This window comes from Halopseudomonas aestusnigri (genome assembly GCF_002197985.1).
GTDB classification, from domain to species: Bacteria; Pseudomonadota; Gammaproteobacteria; order Pseudomonadales; family Pseudomonadaceae; genus Halopseudomonas; species Halopseudomonas aestusnigri.
On sequence record NZ_NBYK01000002.1, the window covers coordinates 237833 to 255440 of the forward strand.

Annotated in this window: 16 protein-coding genes and 1 pseudogene; 5 read left to right on the forward strand and 12 right to left on the reverse strand. The window is 58.1% G+C overall.

Annotation, left to right across the window (positions count from 1 at the left end; genetic code table 11):
• Positions 1-26: 26 nt before the first annotated feature.
• Both sigX and B7O88_RS05190 read left to right on the forward strand, forming a co-directional pair.
• Positions 27-611 (forward strand): RNA polymerase sigma factor SigX, encoded by a 585-nt coding sequence (sigX, locus tag B7O88_RS05185; RefSeq protein WP_228247523.1) that lies wholly within the window; start codon positions 27-29, stop codon positions 609-611.
• Between the two features lie 90 nt (positions 612-701).
• Complete coding sequence (locus B7O88_RS05190; RefSeq protein ID WP_088274148.1) at positions 702-1670, forward strand: OmpA family protein; 969 nt, start codon at positions 702-704, stop codon at positions 1668-1670.
• Between the two features lie 59 nt (positions 1671-1729).
• Here B7O88_RS05190 and B7O88_RS05195 read toward each other — a convergent pair whose 3' ends face one another.
• The 10 genes and pseudogenes from B7O88_RS05195 to B7O88_RS05240 all read right to left on the reverse strand — a co-directional run bounded on the left by B7O88_RS05195 (position 1730) and on the right by B7O88_RS05240 (position 11879).
• On the reverse strand, positions 1730-2191 hold the full coding sequence (locus tag B7O88_RS05195; RefSeq protein ID WP_088274149.1) for an acyl-CoA thioesterase: 462 nt from the start codon (positions 2189-2191) through the stop codon (positions 1730-1732).
• 145 nt (positions 2192-2336) lie between these two features.
• Entirely contained in the window at positions 2337-3935 is a 1599-nt protein-coding gene (locus tag B7O88_RS05200) for an isocitrate lyase (RefSeq protein WP_088274150.1), read from the reverse strand.
• Positions 3936-4352: 417 nt separating this feature from the next.
• Positions 4353-5171: a secretin N-terminal domain-containing protein gene (locus tag B7O88_RS05205; RefSeq protein WP_088274151.1), complete on the reverse strand. Its 819-nt coding sequence runs from the start codon at positions 5169-5171 to the stop codon at positions 4353-4355.
• The gene (locus B7O88_RS18310; protein ID WP_088274152.1) at positions 5168-6166 is read right to left on the reverse strand and encodes a GNAT family N-acetyltransferase; all 999 of its coding nucleotides are present in this window, start codon (positions 6164-6166) and stop codon (positions 5168-5170) included. The genes B7O88_RS05205 and B7O88_RS18310 overlap by 4 nt, the downstream gene beginning before the upstream one ends.
• Positions 6159-7331, reverse strand: a complete 1173-nt coding sequence (locus tag B7O88_RS05215; RefSeq protein WP_412779063.1) for a ribosomal protein uL16 3-hydroxylase — start codon at positions 7329-7331, stop codon at positions 6159-6161. The genes B7O88_RS18310 and B7O88_RS05215 overlap by 8 nt, the downstream gene beginning before the upstream one ends.
• Before the next feature lie 79 nt (positions 7332-7410).
• Entirely contained in the window at positions 7411-8781 is a 1371-nt protein-coding gene (purB, locus tag B7O88_RS05220) for an adenylosuccinate lyase (RefSeq protein WP_088274154.1), read from the reverse strand.
• A 37-nt stretch (positions 8782-8818) separates the two neighbouring features.
• Positions 8819-9667, reverse strand: a pseudogene (locus tag B7O88_RS18270) (DMT family transporter).
• A gap of 34 nt (positions 9668-9701) precedes the next feature.
• Positions 9702-10322, reverse strand: coding sequence for a high frequency lysogenization protein HflD (gene hflD, locus B7O88_RS05230; RefSeq protein ID WP_088274155.1), 621 nt, complete (start codon positions 10320-10322; stop codon positions 9702-9704).
• On the reverse strand, positions 10319-11443 hold the full coding sequence (gene mnmA / locus B7O88_RS05235; protein WP_088274156.1) for a tRNA 2-thiouridine(34) synthase MnmA: 1125 nt from the start codon (positions 11441-11443) through the stop codon (positions 10319-10321). The genes hflD and mnmA overlap by 4 nt, the downstream gene beginning before the upstream one ends.
• Before the next feature lies 1 nt (position 11444).
• Positions 11445-11879 (reverse strand): NUDIX hydrolase, encoded by a 435-nt coding sequence (locus B7O88_RS05240; protein ID WP_088274157.1) that lies wholly within the window; start codon positions 11877-11879, stop codon positions 11445-11447.
• Positions 11880-12218: 339 nt separating this feature from the next.
• Between B7O88_RS05240 and icd the strand changes: the two genes are divergently transcribed.
• The gene (gene icd / locus B7O88_RS05245; protein WP_088274158.1) at positions 12219-13475 is read left to right on the forward strand and encodes an NADP-dependent isocitrate dehydrogenase; all 1257 of its coding nucleotides are present in this window, start codon (positions 12219-12221) and stop codon (positions 13473-13475) included.
• A 97-nt stretch (positions 13476-13572) separates the two neighbouring features.
• Here the strand turns inward: icd and cspD are convergent, their stop codons facing one another.
• Positions 13573-13836, reverse strand: coding sequence for a cold shock domain-containing protein CspD (gene cspD / locus B7O88_RS05250; protein ID WP_088274159.1), 264 nt, complete (start codon positions 13834-13836; stop codon positions 13573-13575).
• A gap of 227 nt (positions 13837-14063) precedes the next feature.
• Here cspD and clpS point away from each other — a divergent pair, with 227 nt between their 5' ends.
• Entirely contained in the window at positions 14064-14417 is a 354-nt protein-coding gene (gene clpS / locus B7O88_RS05255; RefSeq protein ID WP_412779060.1) for an ATP-dependent Clp protease adapter ClpS, read from the forward strand.
• Positions 14418-14450: 33 nt separating this feature from the next.
• Positions 14451-16718 carry an ATP-dependent Clp protease ATP-binding subunit ClpA gene (gene clpA / locus B7O88_RS05260; RefSeq protein ID WP_088274161.1) on the forward strand — a complete coding sequence of 756 codons (2268 nt, stop codon included), beginning with the start codon at positions 14451-14453 and terminating at the stop codon, positions 16716-16718.
• A gap of 51 nt (positions 16719-16769) precedes the next feature.
• Here clpA and xthA read toward each other — a convergent pair whose 3' ends face one another.
• The gene (xthA, locus tag B7O88_RS05265) at positions 16770-17582 is read right to left on the reverse strand and encodes an exodeoxyribonuclease III (RefSeq protein ID WP_088274162.1); all 813 of its coding nucleotides are present in this window, start codon (positions 17580-17582) and stop codon (positions 16770-16772) included.
• Between the last annotated feature and the right edge of the window lie 26 nt (positions 17583-17608).

The following is a 17608-nucleotide window of genomic DNA, read 5'->3' on the forward strand; positions in this document are numbered from 1 at the left end:
TTAGTCATACGGAAGACATTACTACCTTGGTCAGTCTCAGCCGTCCACGCCGCCACTACAATCCGGCCGACCTCGATGATGAGGAGCTGGTGCTCAGGGCAAAGAGTGAGCTTATTCACACTACGACAGCCTATGAGGAGCTGATGCGGCGCTATCAGCGAACTTTGTTTAATGTTTGTGTTCGGTATTTAGGTAACGAGCGGGACGCGGATGACGTTTGTCAGGAAGTAATGCTGAAGGTTTTGCATGGACTGAAGCAGTTTGAAGGCAAGGCCAAGTTTAAAACATGGCTATATAGCATTACTTATAACGAGTGCATAACGCAGTATCGTAAAGAGAAACGCAAGCGCCGCCTGCTTGATGCACTCAGCCTCGACCCTCAGGAAGAGGCGCAGGAACAGGAGCTGCAGCCGCAGGCTTCAAAGGGGCTGAACAGTCTTCTGGTCCACGTCAATCCCATTGACCGGGAAATTCTGGTGTTGCGCTTTGTGGCGGAGCTGGAATTTCAGGAAATTGCAGACATTATGCACATGGGATTGAGCGCGACTAAAATGCGTTATAAACGCGCGCTGGAAAAACTGCGAAACCAGATTGACAGTCCTTTTATATAGGGCTTGTATAGTTGTTAGCAGGATTCAGTTATACTGTCGCGGAGTTTTGCGCAAGCTTAACGTCTTAATGGATTTGATGGGGATTCAAAGATGAAATTGAAAAACACTGTGGGTCTCGTTGTTGGTGCTGCTATTGCTGCGTCCAGCTTTTCTGCCATGGCTGCCGGCAAAGCCGGGTCGGTCGAGGTTGAAGCCTTTGCTGACCGTTACTTCACCGACAGCATGTATGGTCTGAACGATGGCACCCTGGTGGGTGGCAGCATTGGCTATTTCGTCACCGAGAACGTACTGCTGAACGCTGGTCTGGGTAAGTACCGGAATCTGGAAGTCGATGACGTCGCCAATGAAGATGTCGACGGCAAGCTGGCTCAGATCGAAGCGGTCTACCACTTCGGTACCGGCAATGTCCTCCCCTATATCTCTGCCGGTCTGGCTCACCAGGAGCTCAAGGCTGACAGCGACAACACTGATGATCGCACTACCATGGCGATGGCCGGTGTCGGTATCAAGAACTACCTGAACGAAAACTTCTTCGTCAAGGCTGGCGTTGATGCGCTTTACGGTTTTGACCACGGTAATACCGAATGGCAGGCAGGTGTAGGCCTGGGTATCAACTTCGGTGCCAAGTCCGCACCGGTTGCCGAGCCGGCTCCGGCTCCCGCTCCGGTAGTGGCTCCGGCTCCTGCTCCGGCTCCCGAGATGCAATCCGTTCGTGTTGAGCTCGATGTGCTGTTCGACTTCGACAAGGACACCATCCGTCCGGAATACCGTCAGGATATTCAGAGCCTGGCCGAGTTCATGAAGACCTATCCGTCGGTTACTACTACCGTTGAAGGTCACACTGACTCCGTCGGTAGCGATGCCTACAACCAGAACCTGTCCGAGCGTCGCGCCAATGCGGTTCGCGAAGCACTGATCAGCGAAGGTGTTGATGGCTCTCGCGTCAGCTCTGTCGGTTACGGTGAAGCCCGTCCGATTGCAGACAACAGCACTGACGAGGGTCGTTCAATGAACCGCCGCGTTGAAGCTGAAGTTGAAGCCCAGGTTGAAGTGAAGTAATTCACTCTCCAGCGAACAAAAAACCCGGCCATCGGCCGGGTTTTTTATTGTCTGAAATATCAGGTTTCGCTGCTGTCCGCTTCGATTGAATTGACGCCGGGGAAGCGCAGACGGAAATCTTCCGGCATTGGACGAACCTTGCCGGTCGCAAAATGGAAAAACACAAAACCGGATTTTGCCAGTGCAACGAGTTCGCCGTTGCTGGCTTTGCTGATGCGAAAGATGATGTCGCCGCCGTACTTGTTCAGGTCCATCAGGCCGACTTCAAAAATCAGTGCGTCCCGGGCGAAGGCTTCACGAAGATAGGTGGTGGCAAGGTCGGTAACGATAATGCCAACGCCTTTCTCGCTCACTTCTTCGATGCCGAATTGATACAGAAACCGCGCTCTGGCCTCGGAGATCATCGAGATCATCGAATCATTGGCCAGGTGGTTGGCGCCGTTGATGTCGGTGATACGAACTGTGAGCTGCGTGGTGAAGTAAAACTGGTTCTCGGGAAAGTCGAGTTGCAGACGTGCCATAACTGATAAAGCCTTGTTGCGTGAACCATAGGGCAGAAGTGGAGCGCATTCTACCTGAGAGGGTTGCTGCTTGATAGAAAAAAGGGGCTGCCCATGGCAGCCCCTTTCTCACACCGGAGTCTTGCGACTCTGAATCAGTGGCTTATCAGCCGAACTGGTTCATGGTGTTGTCTTTACCGCCGGCTTTCAGAGCAGCTTCACCAGCGAAGTACTCTTTATGGTTGTCGCCGATGTCGGAGCCAGCCATGTTCTGGTGCTTGACGCAGGCGATACCCTGACGGATTTCCTGACGCTGAACGCCCTTGACGTAAGCCAGCATGCCTTCCTTGTCGAAGTAGCCTTTTGCCAGGTTGTCGGTGGACAGCGCAGCAGTGTGGTAAGTCGGCAGGGTGATCAGGTGGTGGAAGATACCTGCTTCACGAGACGCATCGGCCTGGAAGGTACGGATCTTCTCGTCAGCCAGTTGAGCCAGTTCGGTCTCATCGTACTCAACGCTCATCAGCTTGGCGCGGTCGTATGCAGAAACGTCCTTGCCTTCTTCAGCCATGGCATCGAATACCTGCTGGCGGAAGTTCAGAGTCCAGTTGAACGACGGGCTGTTGTTGTAAACCAGCTTGGCGTTCGGTACGACTTCGCGGATACGGTTAACCATTTCGGCGATCTGGCCAACGTGCGGCTTCTCGGTTTCGATCCACAGCAGATCGGCACCGTTTTGCAGGCTGGTGATGCAGTCCAGAACAACGCGGTCAACACCGGTGTCCTTGCGGAACTGGAACAGGCCGGAAGCCAGACGCTTGGGCTTGAGCAGCTTGCCATTGGACTTGATTACAACGTCGCCGTTCTGGATGTCGTCAGCGCTGGTGATGTAGTCACCGTCCAGGAAGCTGTTGTACTGGTCGCCCAGGTCGCCCGGCTCGTTGGTGACGGCGATCTGCTTGGTCAGGCCGGCGCCCAGGGAGTCGGTACGGGCAACGATGACACCGTCGTCAACGCCCAGTTCGAGGAAGGCGTAGCGAACAGCGTTGATCTTGGCGAGGAAGTCGGAGTGCGGAACGGTTACTTTGCCGTCCTGGTGACCGCACTGCTTCTCGTCGGAAACCTGGTTTTCGATCTGGATGCAGCAGGCACCAGCTTCGATCATCTTCTTGGCCAGCAGGTAGGTCGCTTCGGCGTTACCGAAACCAGCGTCGATGTCGGCGATGATCGGCACTACGTGAGTTTCGTAGTTGTCGATCTGGGACTGGATTTCAGCAGCCCTGGCCTGGTCGCCAGCTTCGCGAGCAGCGTCCAGAGCGGTGAACAGCAGGTCCAGTTCACGGGCATCAGCTTGACGCAGGAAGGTGTACAGCTCTTCGATCAGAGCGGCAACGGAAGTCTTCTCGTGCATGGACTGGTCAGGCAGCGGGCCGAACTCGGAACGCAGGGCAGCAACCATCCAGCCGGACAGGTACAGGTAGCGCTTGTTGGTGGTCTTTAGGTGCTTCTTGATGGAGATCAGCTTCTGCTGACCGATGAAGCCGTGCCAGCAACCCAGGGACTGGGTGTAGACAGAAGAGTCGGCGTCGTACTCAGCCATGTCTTTGCGCATGATGGCCGCGGTGTACTTGGCGACGTCCAGACCGGTCTTGAAACGGTTCTGCGCGCGCATGCGAGCGACGGACTCAGGGTTGATAGCGCTCCAGCCACTACCTGCTTTTTCTTTCAGCTCGGCAGCTGCTTTGATGTCGTTTTGATAAGCTGACATGGTCAATCCTTCAAAGTTTGCGTTAGGTTCAGCACGATTTGTCGACCCAATGCTCCGCTGCTGCGGTTACGCTCAAAGGACAGTATGAAAAGGAGGAGACTGGCATGGTGCCAAGAGGAGAGGAGGTGACAGTCTTGCGAGCGCTAAGCCATCGATAATGGCGTTTGCCTGCTGGCGTAAACTGTTCAGCTTTAATTGCTTCCCCGTCCCTCAGGACAACTTGGTTCCAGTCGCCACCTCGTCATTCGGCCTTGTGGGCTGTAAAGACACGCATCGAACCGTTGGTATGGGTGCGAAGCGGAGACCTTGAGGTCTCTGGCTAGCGGGAGCGACGCAATGATGGGACTTCGAACCTGATAAGTCAATGCCGTTTGTAGTGATTTTTAATCGGCACTACAAGGTTCAGGGCGTGACGCATCAGTCAAGTCGGTCGACTTTCAGGCGCAGTGTTCCGCTCTCCACTCGCTGGGTGCTGATCCGGCGGCCGAGGTCACTGTCATTGCCACCGTTCGACTCGTCGATTCCGCCAATAGATACCCACTCTCCCAGCCGAGCGGTGACTACGGTATCGGCTTGCTGCACGTCTATTACGCCGCTGTGCTGCGGATTGAGCCGATTATTGTTGGCGCTGATGGTGATGGTCGCGAGGTCGCCGCTGAGGCGAACGGTGGCATAGAAGCCCTGCGTCACGTCGCGGTACTGGGTCTGTTGAACAAGCTGGCCGTAGACGTTGGTGGTCGTGGTCGTGATCGGTACGCTCTGGCCGCCCTGAATCAGAACCGGGTAGCCTTCAGTGGCGGTGATCTGGCGTACACCGTCGTTAGCGCCTGTGGTGCGACGGTTGATGATACGGGCGGTATTACCGTTGCCATCCGGCTGGCCGATAATGATCTCGACCGGTCCGGTATCAACACTGCCGTCGACGCGGTAACCGTGCTGACTGCCGCTGCTGCTGCCGCTGCTGGCAACGCTGATCAGCAGGCGGGATGGTTGTTGGTCCAGCTGGGCGATCAGCGCTTTGATCTCGCTGATGCGATTTGGCTCGGCTCTTATCAGGAGCTGGTTGCCGTAGGCCGAAACGCGCTCATTGGGTTGCAGCATCGGCTGCAGGGCGGGGATCAGGTTTTCCGCAAGGTTGTATCCCAGCGGAACGATCTCGGTCGTGGGGGCCGCCTGCAGCGGGCTGGCTGCCAGGCAAAGCAGACAGAGCAAAGTTGCCAGGATGCAATGTTTCATAGCAGAAAACTCCTGATGGCCGGATCGGTCTGGCTGCTGTTCCAGCGCTCATCAAAGGTATCGCTCCAGCGCTTGACCTGATCCCGTGACGTCTGGCGGACAAAGCCCTCGCGCTGGCGTGCTATGGGCAGCATCAGAAATCCCTGTTGGTCAATCATGGCCTGCGCATAGCTTTGTCTGGGCAGGTCAGGATGCTGCTTGCGCACCTGGCAGAGGCTCGGGAAGCGACGGGCAAGGCTCAGCAGGGTATGACCGCTGAGGAAGTCGTTACTGACTTCTTGCAGCAAGACCTGAATGCGCGCCTTGGGATTGCGGGCAATCAGACGCTCGCAGGCCTGCAGTATGGCCTTGCGGTTGAACAGCCACAGCGCCTGCTCGGGAGCGAAGATGCGCACGCTCTGCAGGCAGCCGTCAAGCAGTTCGATCAGCTGCTCCTGCGCGTTCTGCTCGGTGATCGGGATCATATCCGGATCGCTGTAGTCCGGTTTCGCTGGGGGCTCTTCGTCTGGATTGTGGATGGTGAAGCGACCCGGCGAGACAAACTCGATGTGGGGCAGGTGGTCGGATTCCTGCGTGTCATTGCTCCAGCGCATGTCCTGATGTTCGATGCCGGCATCAAGATAGATGTCCGAGCAGACTTCAAAGCCCAGGCGCTGATAAAAGGGAACGGCGTGGGTTTGCGCGGACAGGAGCAGCGTGCGCATGCCCTTGGCGATGGCGTGCGCCATGATGGCCCGCATCAGGCGCTCGCCGAGGCCAAGGCCCCGGTGTTGCGGCAAAATGGCGATACGGCCAATATGACCGTCCTTCAGCAGTCTGCCGGTGCCGACCGGGTGGCCGGCACGCAGCAGCAGGAAGTGGGTTGCTTCCTCGTCCTGCGCGTCCCACTCCAGGTCTTCCGGGACCTGCTGCTCATCGATGAATACCCGTTGACGAATGTCGCGCAGGGCCTTGCCTGCCTGCCAGTCAACGGTTGTCACGACGACATCACTCATTCTGCCTCTCCATTAGCAAAAAGCCTTTCTCCACCAGCTGTTCAAGCAGCTCTTGGGCGTCTTCCTCGCTGGTCCAGCCGAGCAGTAACTCGGCCGGCAGTGAGCGCTGATTACAGATTAGCTGAACCAGCGGAAGCAGCGAGCTGCCAACGACGCAGTGTTCGCCGTTGGCAAACAGTCGCAGGCTGCCATCGTTGGCCTGCCAGTAAGCCAGGCGGACTGCCGGGTTGGCGCACAGGCCAATGCCGTCATTCAGCGCGTCCATCAATGGCTCCGGTTCTCCAGCATAGGCCTGGGCCAGCTCCGGATACTTTGCTTCGGTCATGTGCCGACCGAACCAGGTTGCCAGTGCCTCTTTATCTGAGACCAGTTCCAGTACGCTTTGTTGCAAACGGTCGATCGCTGCCTGATCGATGGCGGCCGGGTCCTGGGGCTGGCTGATACCGGCATCGGTGTAGCGCTCGTCGTCACTGAGCAGGTGGGCAAGATAATCCGTGAAGTGCACCAGCACTTCCTGATGACTCGGGGCGCGGAAGCCGACGGAGATAGTCATGCAGTCGGTTTCGGCGATGCCGTCGTGGGCAATCCCCGGGGGGATATAGAGCATGTCACCGGGTTCCAGTACCCACTCGTCCTGGCAGTCGAAGTCGGCGAGGATGCGCAGATCCGGATGGTCAAGCAGAGGGCTGTCGACGGTGCAGTGCTGGCCAATGCGCCAGCGGCGCTTGCCGTACCCTTGCAGCAGGAACACATCGTAGTTGTCGTAGTGCGGCCCAACGCCACCGCCGGGTGCGGCGTAGCTGATCATGATATCGTCAATCCGCCAGGTAGGCAGGAAGCGGAACCGGTCGAGCAGGTCCGCGACCTCCGGAACGAACTGATCAACGGCCTGGACCAGCAGTGTCCAGTCGCGTTCCGGCAGTCTGGAATAGGTGTCATCTGGGAAGGGGCCGCGCTGCAGCTCCCATGGGTGAGCGCCGTCCTTGAGGACCAGGCGCGATTCAACCTCTTCTTCCAGCGACAGGCCGGCCAGTTCGTTTGGCTCAATGGGGCTTTCAAAGTTGGGGAAGGCCTGGCGGATCAGCAGCGGTTTGCGTTGCCAATACTCGGCGAGGAAGCGTTCTACGCCAATGTCACCAAACAGCGAGTCGAATTCAGTTGTCATCATTCTGGCTCCAGAATAGACAACGCCCGGTCAATCCGGGCGCTGGGGAAGGGTTGCCGGCCCGCACGGGGCTGGCAGATCAGATGCGTTTTGCTTGCGCCACGGCATTGCCAATGTAGCTGGCCGGGGTCATCGCCTTGAGCTCGACCTTGGCTTGCTCCGGAATCTCCAGGCTATCAACGAAGGCTAGCAGGGCGTCGGGGGTAATGCCTTTGCCGCGGGTCAGGTCCTTGAGTTTTTCATAGGCGTTTTCAACGCCGAAACGGCGCATGACGGTCTGAATCGGCTCGGCCAGGACTTCCCAGCAGTTGTTCAGATCCTCAGCCAGGCGGGCTTCGTTCAGCTCCAGCTTGCCGATGCCCTTGAGTGACGATTCATAGGCAATGACGCTGTGGGCAAAGCCGACGCCCAGGTTACGCAGTACGGTCGAGTCGGTCAGGTCGCGCTGCCAGCGGGAGATCGGCAGTTTGCTTGCCAGATGCTGCATGATGGCGTTGGCGATGCCCAGGTTGCCTTCGGAGTTTTCGAAGTCGATCGGATTGACCTTGTGTGGCATGGTCGAGGAGCCGATTTCGCCGGCAACGGTCTTCTGCTTGAAGTAGCCCAGCGAGATGTAGCCCCAGATGTCGCGGTCGAAGTCGATAAGGATAGTGTTGAAGCGAGCGACCGCGTCGAACAGCTCGGCGATGTAATCGTGCGGCTCGATCTGGGTGGTATAGGGGTTGAACTGCAGGCCCAGCGTCTGCTCAATGAACTGCTTGGCGTTGGCTTCCCAGTCCAGCTCGGGGTAGGCCGACAGATGAGCGTTGTAGTTGCCGACGGCACCATTGATCTTGCCCAGCAGCGGGATGCTCTCGATTTGGGCGATCTGACGCTCCAGACGGTAAACCACGTTGGCCAGTTCCTTGCCGAGTGTGGTCGGAGAGGCAGGCTGGCCGTGGGTGCGCGACAGCATCGGTACGGCGGCATGCTCAACGGCCAGGGCGCGAATGGCGGCAGCAATCTGGCGCATCAGCGGCAGCAGCACCTCATCGCGGCCGGCACGCAGCATCAGGGCGTGGGACAGGTTGTTGATGTCCTCAGAAGTACAGGCGAAGTGAATGAATTCGCTGACTTTTTCCAGCTCCGGAAGCTGCTTGGCCTGCTCCTTGAGCAGGTACTCAACGGCTTTCACGTCGTGGTTGGTGGTGCGCTCAAACTCCTTGACGCGTTCGGCGTGGGCCATGTCGAAGTCTTCAGCCAGGCGATTCAGGATCGCATTGGCGTCGGCAGAGAAAGGCGCGACTTCGCTGATGCCCGGGTGAGCGGCGAGGCACTGCAGCCAGCGCACTTCGACCTGTACACGGAAGCGAATCAGACCATATTCGCTGAAAATAGAACGCAGGCTGGCGGTCTTGCTGCCATAGCGGCCATCAACCGGGGATACGGCGGTCAGGGAAGAAAGTTGCATAGTTCTCTCGTCGAGCAGCTGGCGGAAAAGGGCCAAATCATACACCAGCCGGGCGGGTTTTGCCCGACTTGGAGGGCAGATACACGCTGATCAGGCTGGCGGCGAAGATCAGGCCGGCACCGGCCCATGATGACCAGCCCGGCACCTCGCCCCACAGTGCCCAGGCAAACAGACCGGAAAACACGATAGCCAGGTAGCTCAATGGTCCGATCTTGCCGGGCGGCGCGAGGGCGTAGGCCTTGGACATGACCAGTTGGCTGACCGTTGCTACCAGGCCTACCGCGATCAACAGGCCGATTTGTTTCAGCGTCAGGGGGTGTCAGGCCCAGATCATTGGAATGGCCGACAGCAGCGCTGAAAAGGTCGAAAAATAGAAAACGATGCGGGTTGCCGGCTCGCTGTTGCTCATCGCCCTGATGGAGACGAAGGCGCAGGCCGCGAGCAGGCTGGCGGCGACGCCGGCGAGGGCCTTGGGGTCAAACAGCGCGCCGCTGGGCTTGGCGACCAGGATAACGCCGACGAAGCCGATGGACACCGCAAGCAGCATGCGCCCGGTCAGGCTTTCCTTCAGCCACCACCAGGCCAGTACGGGAGTAAAGACCGGTGCTGCGTAGGTGAACACCATGGCATCGGCCAGCGGCAGATGGGCAATGGCGTAGAAGAAGCAGTACATCGCCCCCAGGCCATAGAAGGTACGCAGGAAGTGGTTACCAAGGCGGCTGGTACGAAAAGGGCCAAAGCCGCGCATCAGAATGATGGGGATGAAGAACAGTACGCCGATCAGGTTGCGGGCGAAGACGACGGTTTCGTTATTGACGCCCTCTGACACTTCGCGGATCAGCACCCCCATGCAGGCGAACAGCAGGGCCGACAGCGCCAGCAGCATGGCGCCGGCGCGGGGCTGGTCCTGGCGGACCAGTTCAACCACGCAGCACCGCGCGAGTGGCGTCCAGCAGCTTCTTGCGTTGAAACAGCAGCTGCCAGCGATGGCCGCCAACCTGGCGCCAGAGCGTCGCAGAGCGAATGCCTGCCAGCAGCAGCGTGCGCACCCGGTTGGCGACCTCCGGCTGCTGCAAAAAGCGCATGTCACCATGGACCTGAATGCGCAGGCGCAGCGTGCTGATGGTGTCTTGATAGGTGCTTCCGAGCGACGCCATGACGTTATCGTGCAGCAGGCCAAAGTGCTCGACCTGGTTTTCGGCCTGGGCAATACGCTGGCCGAGTACCTGCAGCATGTCCTCGCGCTTGGCCAGCTGACGCTCAAGGGAGAGCAGGTTCATGACGTAGCGCAGGGCATCGCGCTGGAGGGCTCCGGTATCGCGCTCGAGCATGGCCTCCAGTGCTTGCAGGCCGCTGCGAATCTGGTGCGGGCTGCCGCCGTAGACATCAATGACGTTATCCGGTGAGCGCTTGAGGATGCTGGCTACCAGGCAGGAGCCCGGGCCCTCAGCCAGCTTTCCGCTGCGCGCCAGGCGGTCGACCTGAATGCCGGCCTCAAAGGTGGCGCCTAACGCAATGACCTGATCGGTGGCGCGGCTCACGGTGCTTCTCCGCTGGCAATGGCGGTCTCGATCACGCCGCCGCCGAGGCAGATGTCGCCGCTGTACAAGACCAGCGACTGGCCGGGCGTCACCGCGCGCTGCGGCTCGTCAAAGCGCACCAGGTAGCCGTCTTGGGTCTTCTCCAGCGTGCAGGCCTGGTCGGTCTGCCGGTAGCGGACCTTGGCAGTCAGGCGCCGAGGTTCGGTGATCTCGATCGGGTTTACCCAGTAAATTGAGGAGCAGGTGAGGGCGTCGGAGAACAGCCATGGGTGGTTGTTGCCCTGGCCGACAATCAGCACGTTGTTGGTCAGATCCTTGCGCAGCACGTACCAGGGTTCATCACTGGCACCCTGCAGGCCGCCAATACCCAGTCCCTGACGCTGGCCGATGGTGTGGTACATCAAACCGTGGTGCCGACCGATCACTGTGCCGTCGGTTGTTTCGATATCGCCCGGCTGCGCTGGCAGATATTGCTTGAGGAAGTCGCTGAAGCGGCGCTCGCCGATAAAGCAGATGCCCGTCGAGTCCTTCTTGCGGGCGGTGGCCAACTCGTAGCGCTCGGCGATGCGACGCACTTCGGGCTTTTCCAGTTCGCCAACCGGGAACAGGGTGCGGGCAATCTGCTCGGCGCCGACGGCATGCAGGAAGTAGCTCTGGTCCTTGTTGTTGTCGATCCCGCGCAGCAGGACGGTCTGACCATCGCGCTCTGCACGGCGTACGTAGTGTCCGGTTGCGATCAGGTCGGCGCCCAGCGACAGGGCATAGTCCAGAAACGCCTTGAACTTGATCTCGCGGTTGCAGAGGATATCCGGGTTGGGGGTGCGGCCGGCCTTGTACTCTTCCAGGAAGTGCTCGAAGACGTTATCCCAGTACTCTGCGGCAAAGTTGGCGGTATGCAGCTTGATGCCCAGTTTGTCGCTCACAGCCTGGGCGTCGGCCAGGTCTTCCATCGCAGTACAGTACTCGGTGCCGTCGTCTTCGTCCCAGTTCTTCATGAACAGGCCTTCGACCTGATAGCCCTGTTCCAGCAGCAGTGCGGCTGAAACGGACGAGTCGACACCGCCGGACATGCCGACGATGACGCGAATTTCGGAGTTGGGCGTGCTTGGCTGGGTAGACATGTCAGCGAATCAAATCCAGTGAATAGTGCGGTTTATTCAGATAATCCTGCACGCAGCCCAGAACCAGATGGCTGCGCAGATGTTCAGTATTGTCGACAAGTTCGTCGAGCGACATCCAGCGTGCGCGAATAATACCTTCGTCCAGCGTTCGTCCGGCGTCATGACTGATAGGCTTGGCACTGAAACAAACGCGCTGATAGGTCTCGCCGTTGGCCGCCTGGAACAGATAGATGCCGACGACAGTGGTAAGCTCGACGTGCCAGCCCGTTTCTTCCAGGGTTTCCCTCAGGGCGGCCTGGAGCAGGGTTTCGTCGGCCTCAAGGTGGCCGGCGGGTTGATTCAGGACAATGCGCCCATCGCGCTTTTCCTCGACCATCAAAAAACGCGATTGATGTTCGATAATGGTGGCGACGGTGACGTGGGGTAGAAATCGCATCGCGGCTCCTCGGCAGGTGCGATAGGGTAGCGCAAACCACCGATTCGGTGAACCTCCGCTGCCGGCTTTGGTAAAGCGGAGGAAAACGGCTAGGATTCTGAGTGGTCGTGTTTTGTAGTGTGGTTGTAGTGTTACTACATATTGTCGACTGATCATCCCTCATTGATAGCTCAAATGGCGGTGGAGGGCGGCAGGTCACGAGATTGTAGACAAAAGTGCGTGACATTCTGTAGGAAAACTACAACAATAGCGCGGCTGAAAATCCGTATTCATGGGATGTTGGGGGTTACCCGCCTGCCGGCATCGCCTGTGGCAACGACAACATAAACGGAGTCAAAGATGGGATACCAAAAGATCAAGGTGCCGGCCAGCGGCGACAAAATTACCGTTAACGCCGACCTTTCCCTGAACGTACCCGACAACCCGATCATCCCCTTCATCGAGGGTGACGGCATCGGTTTCGATATTTCCCCTGTCATGATCAAGGTCGTCGACGCTGCTGTTGAAAAAGCGTACGCCGGCAAGCGCAAGATTTCCTGGATGGAAGTCTATGCGGGCGAGAAAGCCACTCAAGTCTATGATCAGGACACCTGGCTGCCGGCTGAAACGCTGGACGCCATCAAAGAGTATGTTGTTTCCATCAAAGGCCCGCTGACTACCCCAGTAGGCGGTGGTATCCGCTCCCTGAACGTTGCCCTGCGTCAGGAACTCGACCTTTATGTCTGCCAGCGTCCTGTTCGCTGGTTCGAAGGTGTGCCGAGCCCGGTCAAGAAGCCGGGTGATGTTGACATGGTCATCTTCCGCGAAAACTCCGAAGACATCTACGCCGGTGTCGAGTGGAAAGCCGGCAGCCCGGAAGCTGAAAAGATCATCAAGTTCCTGACCGAAGAAATGGGCGTCAAGAAGATCCGCTTCACCGACATGTGCGGTATCGGTATCAAGCCAGTTTCCGAAGCAGGCACCAAGCGTCTGGTTCGCCAGGCCCTGCAATACACCGTCGACAACGACCGTGACTCCCTGACCCTGGTTCACAAGGGCAACATCATGAAGTTCACCGAAGGTGCCTTCAAGGACTGGGGTTACGAAGTTGCTCGCGATGAATTCGGCGCCGAGCTGCTGGACGGCGGTCCGTGGATGCAGTTCAAGAACCCGAACACCGGCAAGAACATCGTAGTCAAGGACGTCATCGCTGACGCCATGCTGCAGCAGATCCTGCTGCGTCCGGCCGAGTACGACGTTATCGCTACCCTGAACCTGAACGGTGACTACCTGTCCGACGCGCTGGCCGCTGAAGTAGGCGGTATCGGTATTGCTCCGGGTGCCAACCTGTCCGACTCCGTTGCCATGTTCGAAGCGACCCACGGTACTGCGCCGAAGTACGCCGGTCAGGACAAGGTCAACCCGGGTTCGGTGATCCTGTCTGCTGAAATGATGCTCCGCCACATGGGCTGGGTTGAAGCGGCCGACCTGATTATCAAGGGCGTTAACGGTGCCATCGCCAACAAGACAGTGACTTACGACTTCGAGCGTCTGATGGACGGTGCGAAGCTGCGCAAGTGCTCCGAGTTTGGTGACGACGTCATCGGCGCCATGTAAGCGCAAAGATGCGGGTCGTGTTGAGCGATCCGCATTGGCTGAAAACAACAAAGCCGGCGAAAGCCGGCTTTGTTGTTTGCGTGATCTGAATGGTCACTCAGTCATGCATGAGGCTCGTTGCGCCTTCATTTTCCACCTGTTTCTTGCTAGGTTGCTCAACGGTGGACTGGATGTTGATGGCGTGCAAGCCCTTGGGGCCCTGGATAATGTCAAACTGAACCGGCTGACCGGCCTTGAGCGTTTTGTAGCCGTCCATGTGAATGGCGGAATAGTGCGCAAAGAGGTCTTCGTCCCGCCCGTTCGCTACGATAAATCCGTAGCCCTTGGCATTGTTGAACCATTTGACCTTACCGTTCTCCATACTACGTCCCTCTGATAGCTTGTCACATCATGTGAGTGGTGTGGTTCTTGCTGACCAGCTGGGTGTTCGGGATGTAAATGGTGACTGGTCAGTCAAGCACTATTACACTTTTAACATCGAATCGGGGCAAGTCAAGCAGCCCCCAAAGTAACCTGTGTACCAGTACGCAGTTTTGCGATGAGCGGCATCTTTTCTGGCTTCCAGCGGTGATACGGCAAATGTTTTCAATGACAGATTTTCAACTAACCTTAAATCACGGGGCGGGTGAGCCCGAACATGAGGATGATCACGGCCTGGCGGTCGAGACCAGCAAGCCTCAGCTCAAGCCCCCGTCCCGCTATAAGGTCATCATGCTGAACGATGACTACACACCGATGGATTTTGTTGTGGAGGTTCTGGAGCGTTTTTTTGCCCATAACCGGGAAAGTGCCACACAGATCATGCTCAAGGTGCATACTGAAGGTAGAGCGGTCTGCGGCATCTATACCCGGGATATAGCCGAAACCAAGGCCGCGGACGTCAACGACTACGCGAGGGAATGCCAGCACCCGTTGATGTGTCAGATTGAACGGGAAGCGTAACAAGGCGAATTGCATCGCATACGAGGTGGCAACATGCTCAATAGAGATCTCGAGATCACCCTGAACCTGGCGTTCAAGGATGCGCGCAACAAACGGCATGAATTCATGACCGTTGAACACCTGTTGCTGGCGCTGCTGGACAACCAGGCAGCGATCGAAGTGCTCAACGCCTGTGGTGCGGATCTGGAACGCCTGCGGCGAGAACTGACTGAATTTATTGACTCCACGACGCCGCTGATCCCGAAGCAGGATCAGGAGCGTGAGACCCAGCCAACGCTGGGCTTTCAGCGCGTGCTGCAGCGCGCGGTATTCCACGTACAGAGCTCCGGCAAGGGCGAGGTGAGCGGAGCAAATGTTCTGGTCGCGATTTTCAGCGAGCAGGAAAGTCAGGCTGTGTTTTTCCTCAAGCAGCAGCAGATTGCGCGTATCGACATCGTCAACTTCATCTCGCACGGCATTTCCAAGGTTCAGAGTGATGCCGAGCAGCTCGGTGACGAGCAGGAGTCCATGGATGAAGAAACCGCAGAGGGCGCTACTGCCAGCAATCCGCTGGAGGCCTACGCCAGTAATCTGAATGAGATGGCGCGCAAGGGCCGGATCGATCCGCTGGTTGGGCGTGCCTCGGAAGTCGAGCGCGTTGCGCAGATTCTTATGCGTCGTCGCAAGAATAACCCGCTGCTGGTTGGTGAGGCTGGTGTCGGCAAGACTGCCATCGCCGAGGGGTTGGCCAAGCGTATTGTCGATGGCGAAGTGCCGGATACGCTTTCCGAGGCCGTGGTCTACTCCCTGGATCTGGGTGCGTTGCTGGCGGGTACCAAGTATCGCGGTGACTTCGAGAAGCGTTTCAAGGCGCTGCTCAAGGCGCTCAAGAAACGCCCGCATGCGATTTTGTTTATCGATGAAATCCACACCATCATCGGTGCTGGCGCCGCTTCAGGTGGCGTGATGGATGCGTCGAATCTGCTCAAGCCGCTGCTGTCGTCCGGTGAGATTCGCTGCATCGGGTCGACCACATTCCAGGAATTTCGCGGCATTTTCGAGAAGGATCGTGCGCTGGCGCGTCGCTTCCAGAAGGTTGACGTGGTCGAGCCGTCGGTCAGTGACACCATTCAGATTCTCAAGGGGCTCAAGAGCCGCTTCGAGGAGCACCACGGTATTCGCTATACCGATGAGGCGTTGAAAGCGGCGGCTGAATTGGCCAGTCGGTATATCAATGACCGCCACATGCCGGATAAGGCGATTGACGTGATCGACGAGGCTGGCGCCTATCAGCGCCTGCAGCTGCCGGAAAACCGCCCGGAGTTCATCGACGTTGCCGAAGTCGAGGCGATTGTTGCCAAGATCGCGCGGATTCCGCCCAAGCACGTGTCCTCCAATGACAAGGAACTGCTGAAGAATCTGGAGCGCGACCTCAAGCTGGTGGTATTCGGTCAGGACAGCGCTATCGATGCTCTGGCGACCGCGATCAAGCTGTCGCGGGCAGGGCTGAAATCGGCGGATAAACCGATTGGTTCCTTCCTGTTTGCCGGTCCAACCGGCGTGGGCAAGACCGAGGTGACCCGGCAGCTCGCCAAGAGCCTTGGGGTAGAACTGCTGCGCTTTGACATGTCGGAGTACATGGAGCGGCATACGGTCTCCCGTCTGATCGGCGCGCCTCCGGGGTACGTCGGTTTCGATCAGGGCGGTCTGCTGACCGAAGCAGTTACCAAGAGCCCGCATTGCGTATTGCTGCTTGATGAAATCGAGAAGGCGCATCCTGAAGTCTTCAACCTGCTTTTGCAGGTGATGGACCACGGCACCTTGACCGACAACAACGGGCGCAAGGCGGATTTCCGCAATGTGATCATCGTGATGACCACCAACGCCGGTGCCGAAACCATGTCGCGTGCCTCGATCGGCTTTACCAAGCAGGATCACAGCACCGATGGCATGGAAATCATCAAGAAAGCCTTTACACCGGAGTTCCGTAACCGTCTGGATGCCATCATCCAGTTTGGCCGTCTGACCCACGAAAGCATCAAGTTCGTGGTCGACAAGTTCCTCACCGAACTGCAGGCCCAGCTGGAAGACAAGCACGTACTGCTGGATGTGGACGAAGACGCCCGCAACTGGCTGGCCGAGCATGGCTATGATCCGCTGATGGGCGCGCGGCCGATGGCACGTTTGATTCAGGACAAGATCAAGCGCCCGTTGGCCGAGCAGATTCTGTTTGGCGAACTGGCCGAGCAGGGCGGTACGGTGCATGTCACGCTGCGCGACGGCGAGCTGGAAATCGAGGTGCCGGAGGCGGAAGTCGCCTGAAGGCATCCGCTATGAAAAAGACCGGCATGTGCCGGTCTTTTTTTGTCTCGATCAGACGCTGAAACGAGCCCAGATTGGTGCGTGGTCGGAGGGTTTTTCCATGCCGCGTATGTCGTAGTCGATGTCGCTTTCCACGCAGTGCTCGGCCAGCGCCCGGCTTGCCAGCACCATATCAATGCGCAAGCCGCGCTTGGGCGTGTCTTCAAAGCCGCGGCTGCGATAGTCGAACCAGCTGTAGCGATCCGACTCGGGATTAAGGTGGCGGAAGGTGTCCACCAGCCCCCAGCCCTTGAGGCGCGCCATCCAGTCGCGCTCTTCCGGCAGAAAGCTGCATTTGCCGGCACGCAGCCAGCGCTTGGCGTTGTCCGGGCCAATGCCGATATCGGCGTCGGTATCGGAAATGTTCATGTCGCCGATGATGGCAATGCGTTGATCCGGCGTGAACTCGCCCTCCAGGTGGCTCTGCAGATCGGCATAGAACTTCTCCTTGGCCGGGAACTTGACCGGATGATCGCGGCTTTCGCCTTGCGGGAAGTAGCCATTGAGTACAATCAATGGCTCGCCATCGGCGCAGGGGATGGCGGCGCTGATCATTCGGCGCTGGGCATCATCTTGATCAGTTGGAAACCCCTTGCGCACCCACAGCGGTTTCTGGCGGGTCAGCAGGGCAACACCGTAGTGACCCTTCTGACCGTGAAAGGCAACGTGGTAACCCAGCGCTTCGACAGCGGCCAGCGGAAACTGCGGATCGTCAACCTTGGTTTCCTGCAGCCCGATGACATCCGGGTTGTGGCGGCTCACCAGCTCCTGCAATTGGTGCGGTCGAGCCCGCAGGCCATTGATGTTGAACGAGACGATCTTCATGGGCATGTCCTGGCAAGTCGGTATGC

Excerpts from the sequence above, each read along its gene's own strand:
- B7O88_RS05190 (WP_088274148.1), top strand. The coding sequence starts at position 702 with ATGAAATTGAAAAACACTGTGGGTCTCGTTGTTGGTGCTGCTATTGCT.
- B7O88_RS05195 (WP_088274149.1), bottom strand. The coding sequence starts at position 2,191 with ATGGCACGTCTGCAACTCGACTTTCCCGAGAACCAGTTTTACTTCACC.
- B7O88_RS05200 (WP_088274150.1), bottom strand. The coding sequence starts at position 3,935 with ATGTCAGCTTATCAAAACGACATCAAAGCAGCTGCCGAGCTGAAAGAA.
- B7O88_RS05205 (WP_088274151.1), bottom strand. The coding sequence starts at position 5,171 with ATGAAACATTGCATCCTGGCAACTTTGCTCTGTCTGCTTTGCCTGGCA.
- B7O88_RS18310 (WP_088274152.1), bottom strand. The coding sequence starts at position 6,166 with ATGAGTGATGTCGTCGTGACAACCGTTGACTGGCAGGCAGGCAAGGCC.
- B7O88_RS05215 (WP_412779063.1), bottom strand. The coding sequence starts at position 7,331 with ATGACAACTGAATTCGACTCGCTGTTTGGTGACATTGGCGTAGAACGC.
- purB (WP_088274154.1), bottom strand. The coding sequence starts at position 8,781 with ATGCAACTTTCTTCCCTGACCGCCGTATCCCCGGTTGATGGCCGCTAT.
- mnmA (WP_088274156.1), bottom strand. The coding sequence starts at position 11,443 with ATGTCTACCCAGCCAAGCACGCCCAACTCCGAAATTCGCGTCATCGTC.
- B7O88_RS05240 (WP_088274157.1), bottom strand. The coding sequence starts at position 11,879 with ATGCGATTTCTACCCCACGTCACCGTCGCCACCATTATCGAACATCAA.
- icd (WP_088274158.1), top strand. The coding sequence starts at position 12,219 with ATGGGATACCAAAAGATCAAGGTGCCGGCCAGCGGCGACAAAATTACC.
- cspD (WP_088274159.1), bottom strand. The coding sequence starts at position 13,836 with ATGGAGAACGGTAAGGTCAAATGGTTCAACAATGCCAAGGGCTACGGA.
- clpS (WP_412779060.1), top strand. The coding sequence starts at position 14,064 with ATGACAGATTTTCAACTAACCTTAAATCACGGGGCGGGTGAGCCCGAA.
- clpA (WP_088274161.1), top strand. The coding sequence starts at position 14,451 with ATGCTCAATAGAGATCTCGAGATCACCCTGAACCTGGCGTTCAAGGAT.
- xthA (WP_088274162.1), bottom strand. The coding sequence starts at position 17,582 with ATGAAGATCGTCTCGTTCAACATCAATGGCCTGCGGGCTCGACCGCAC.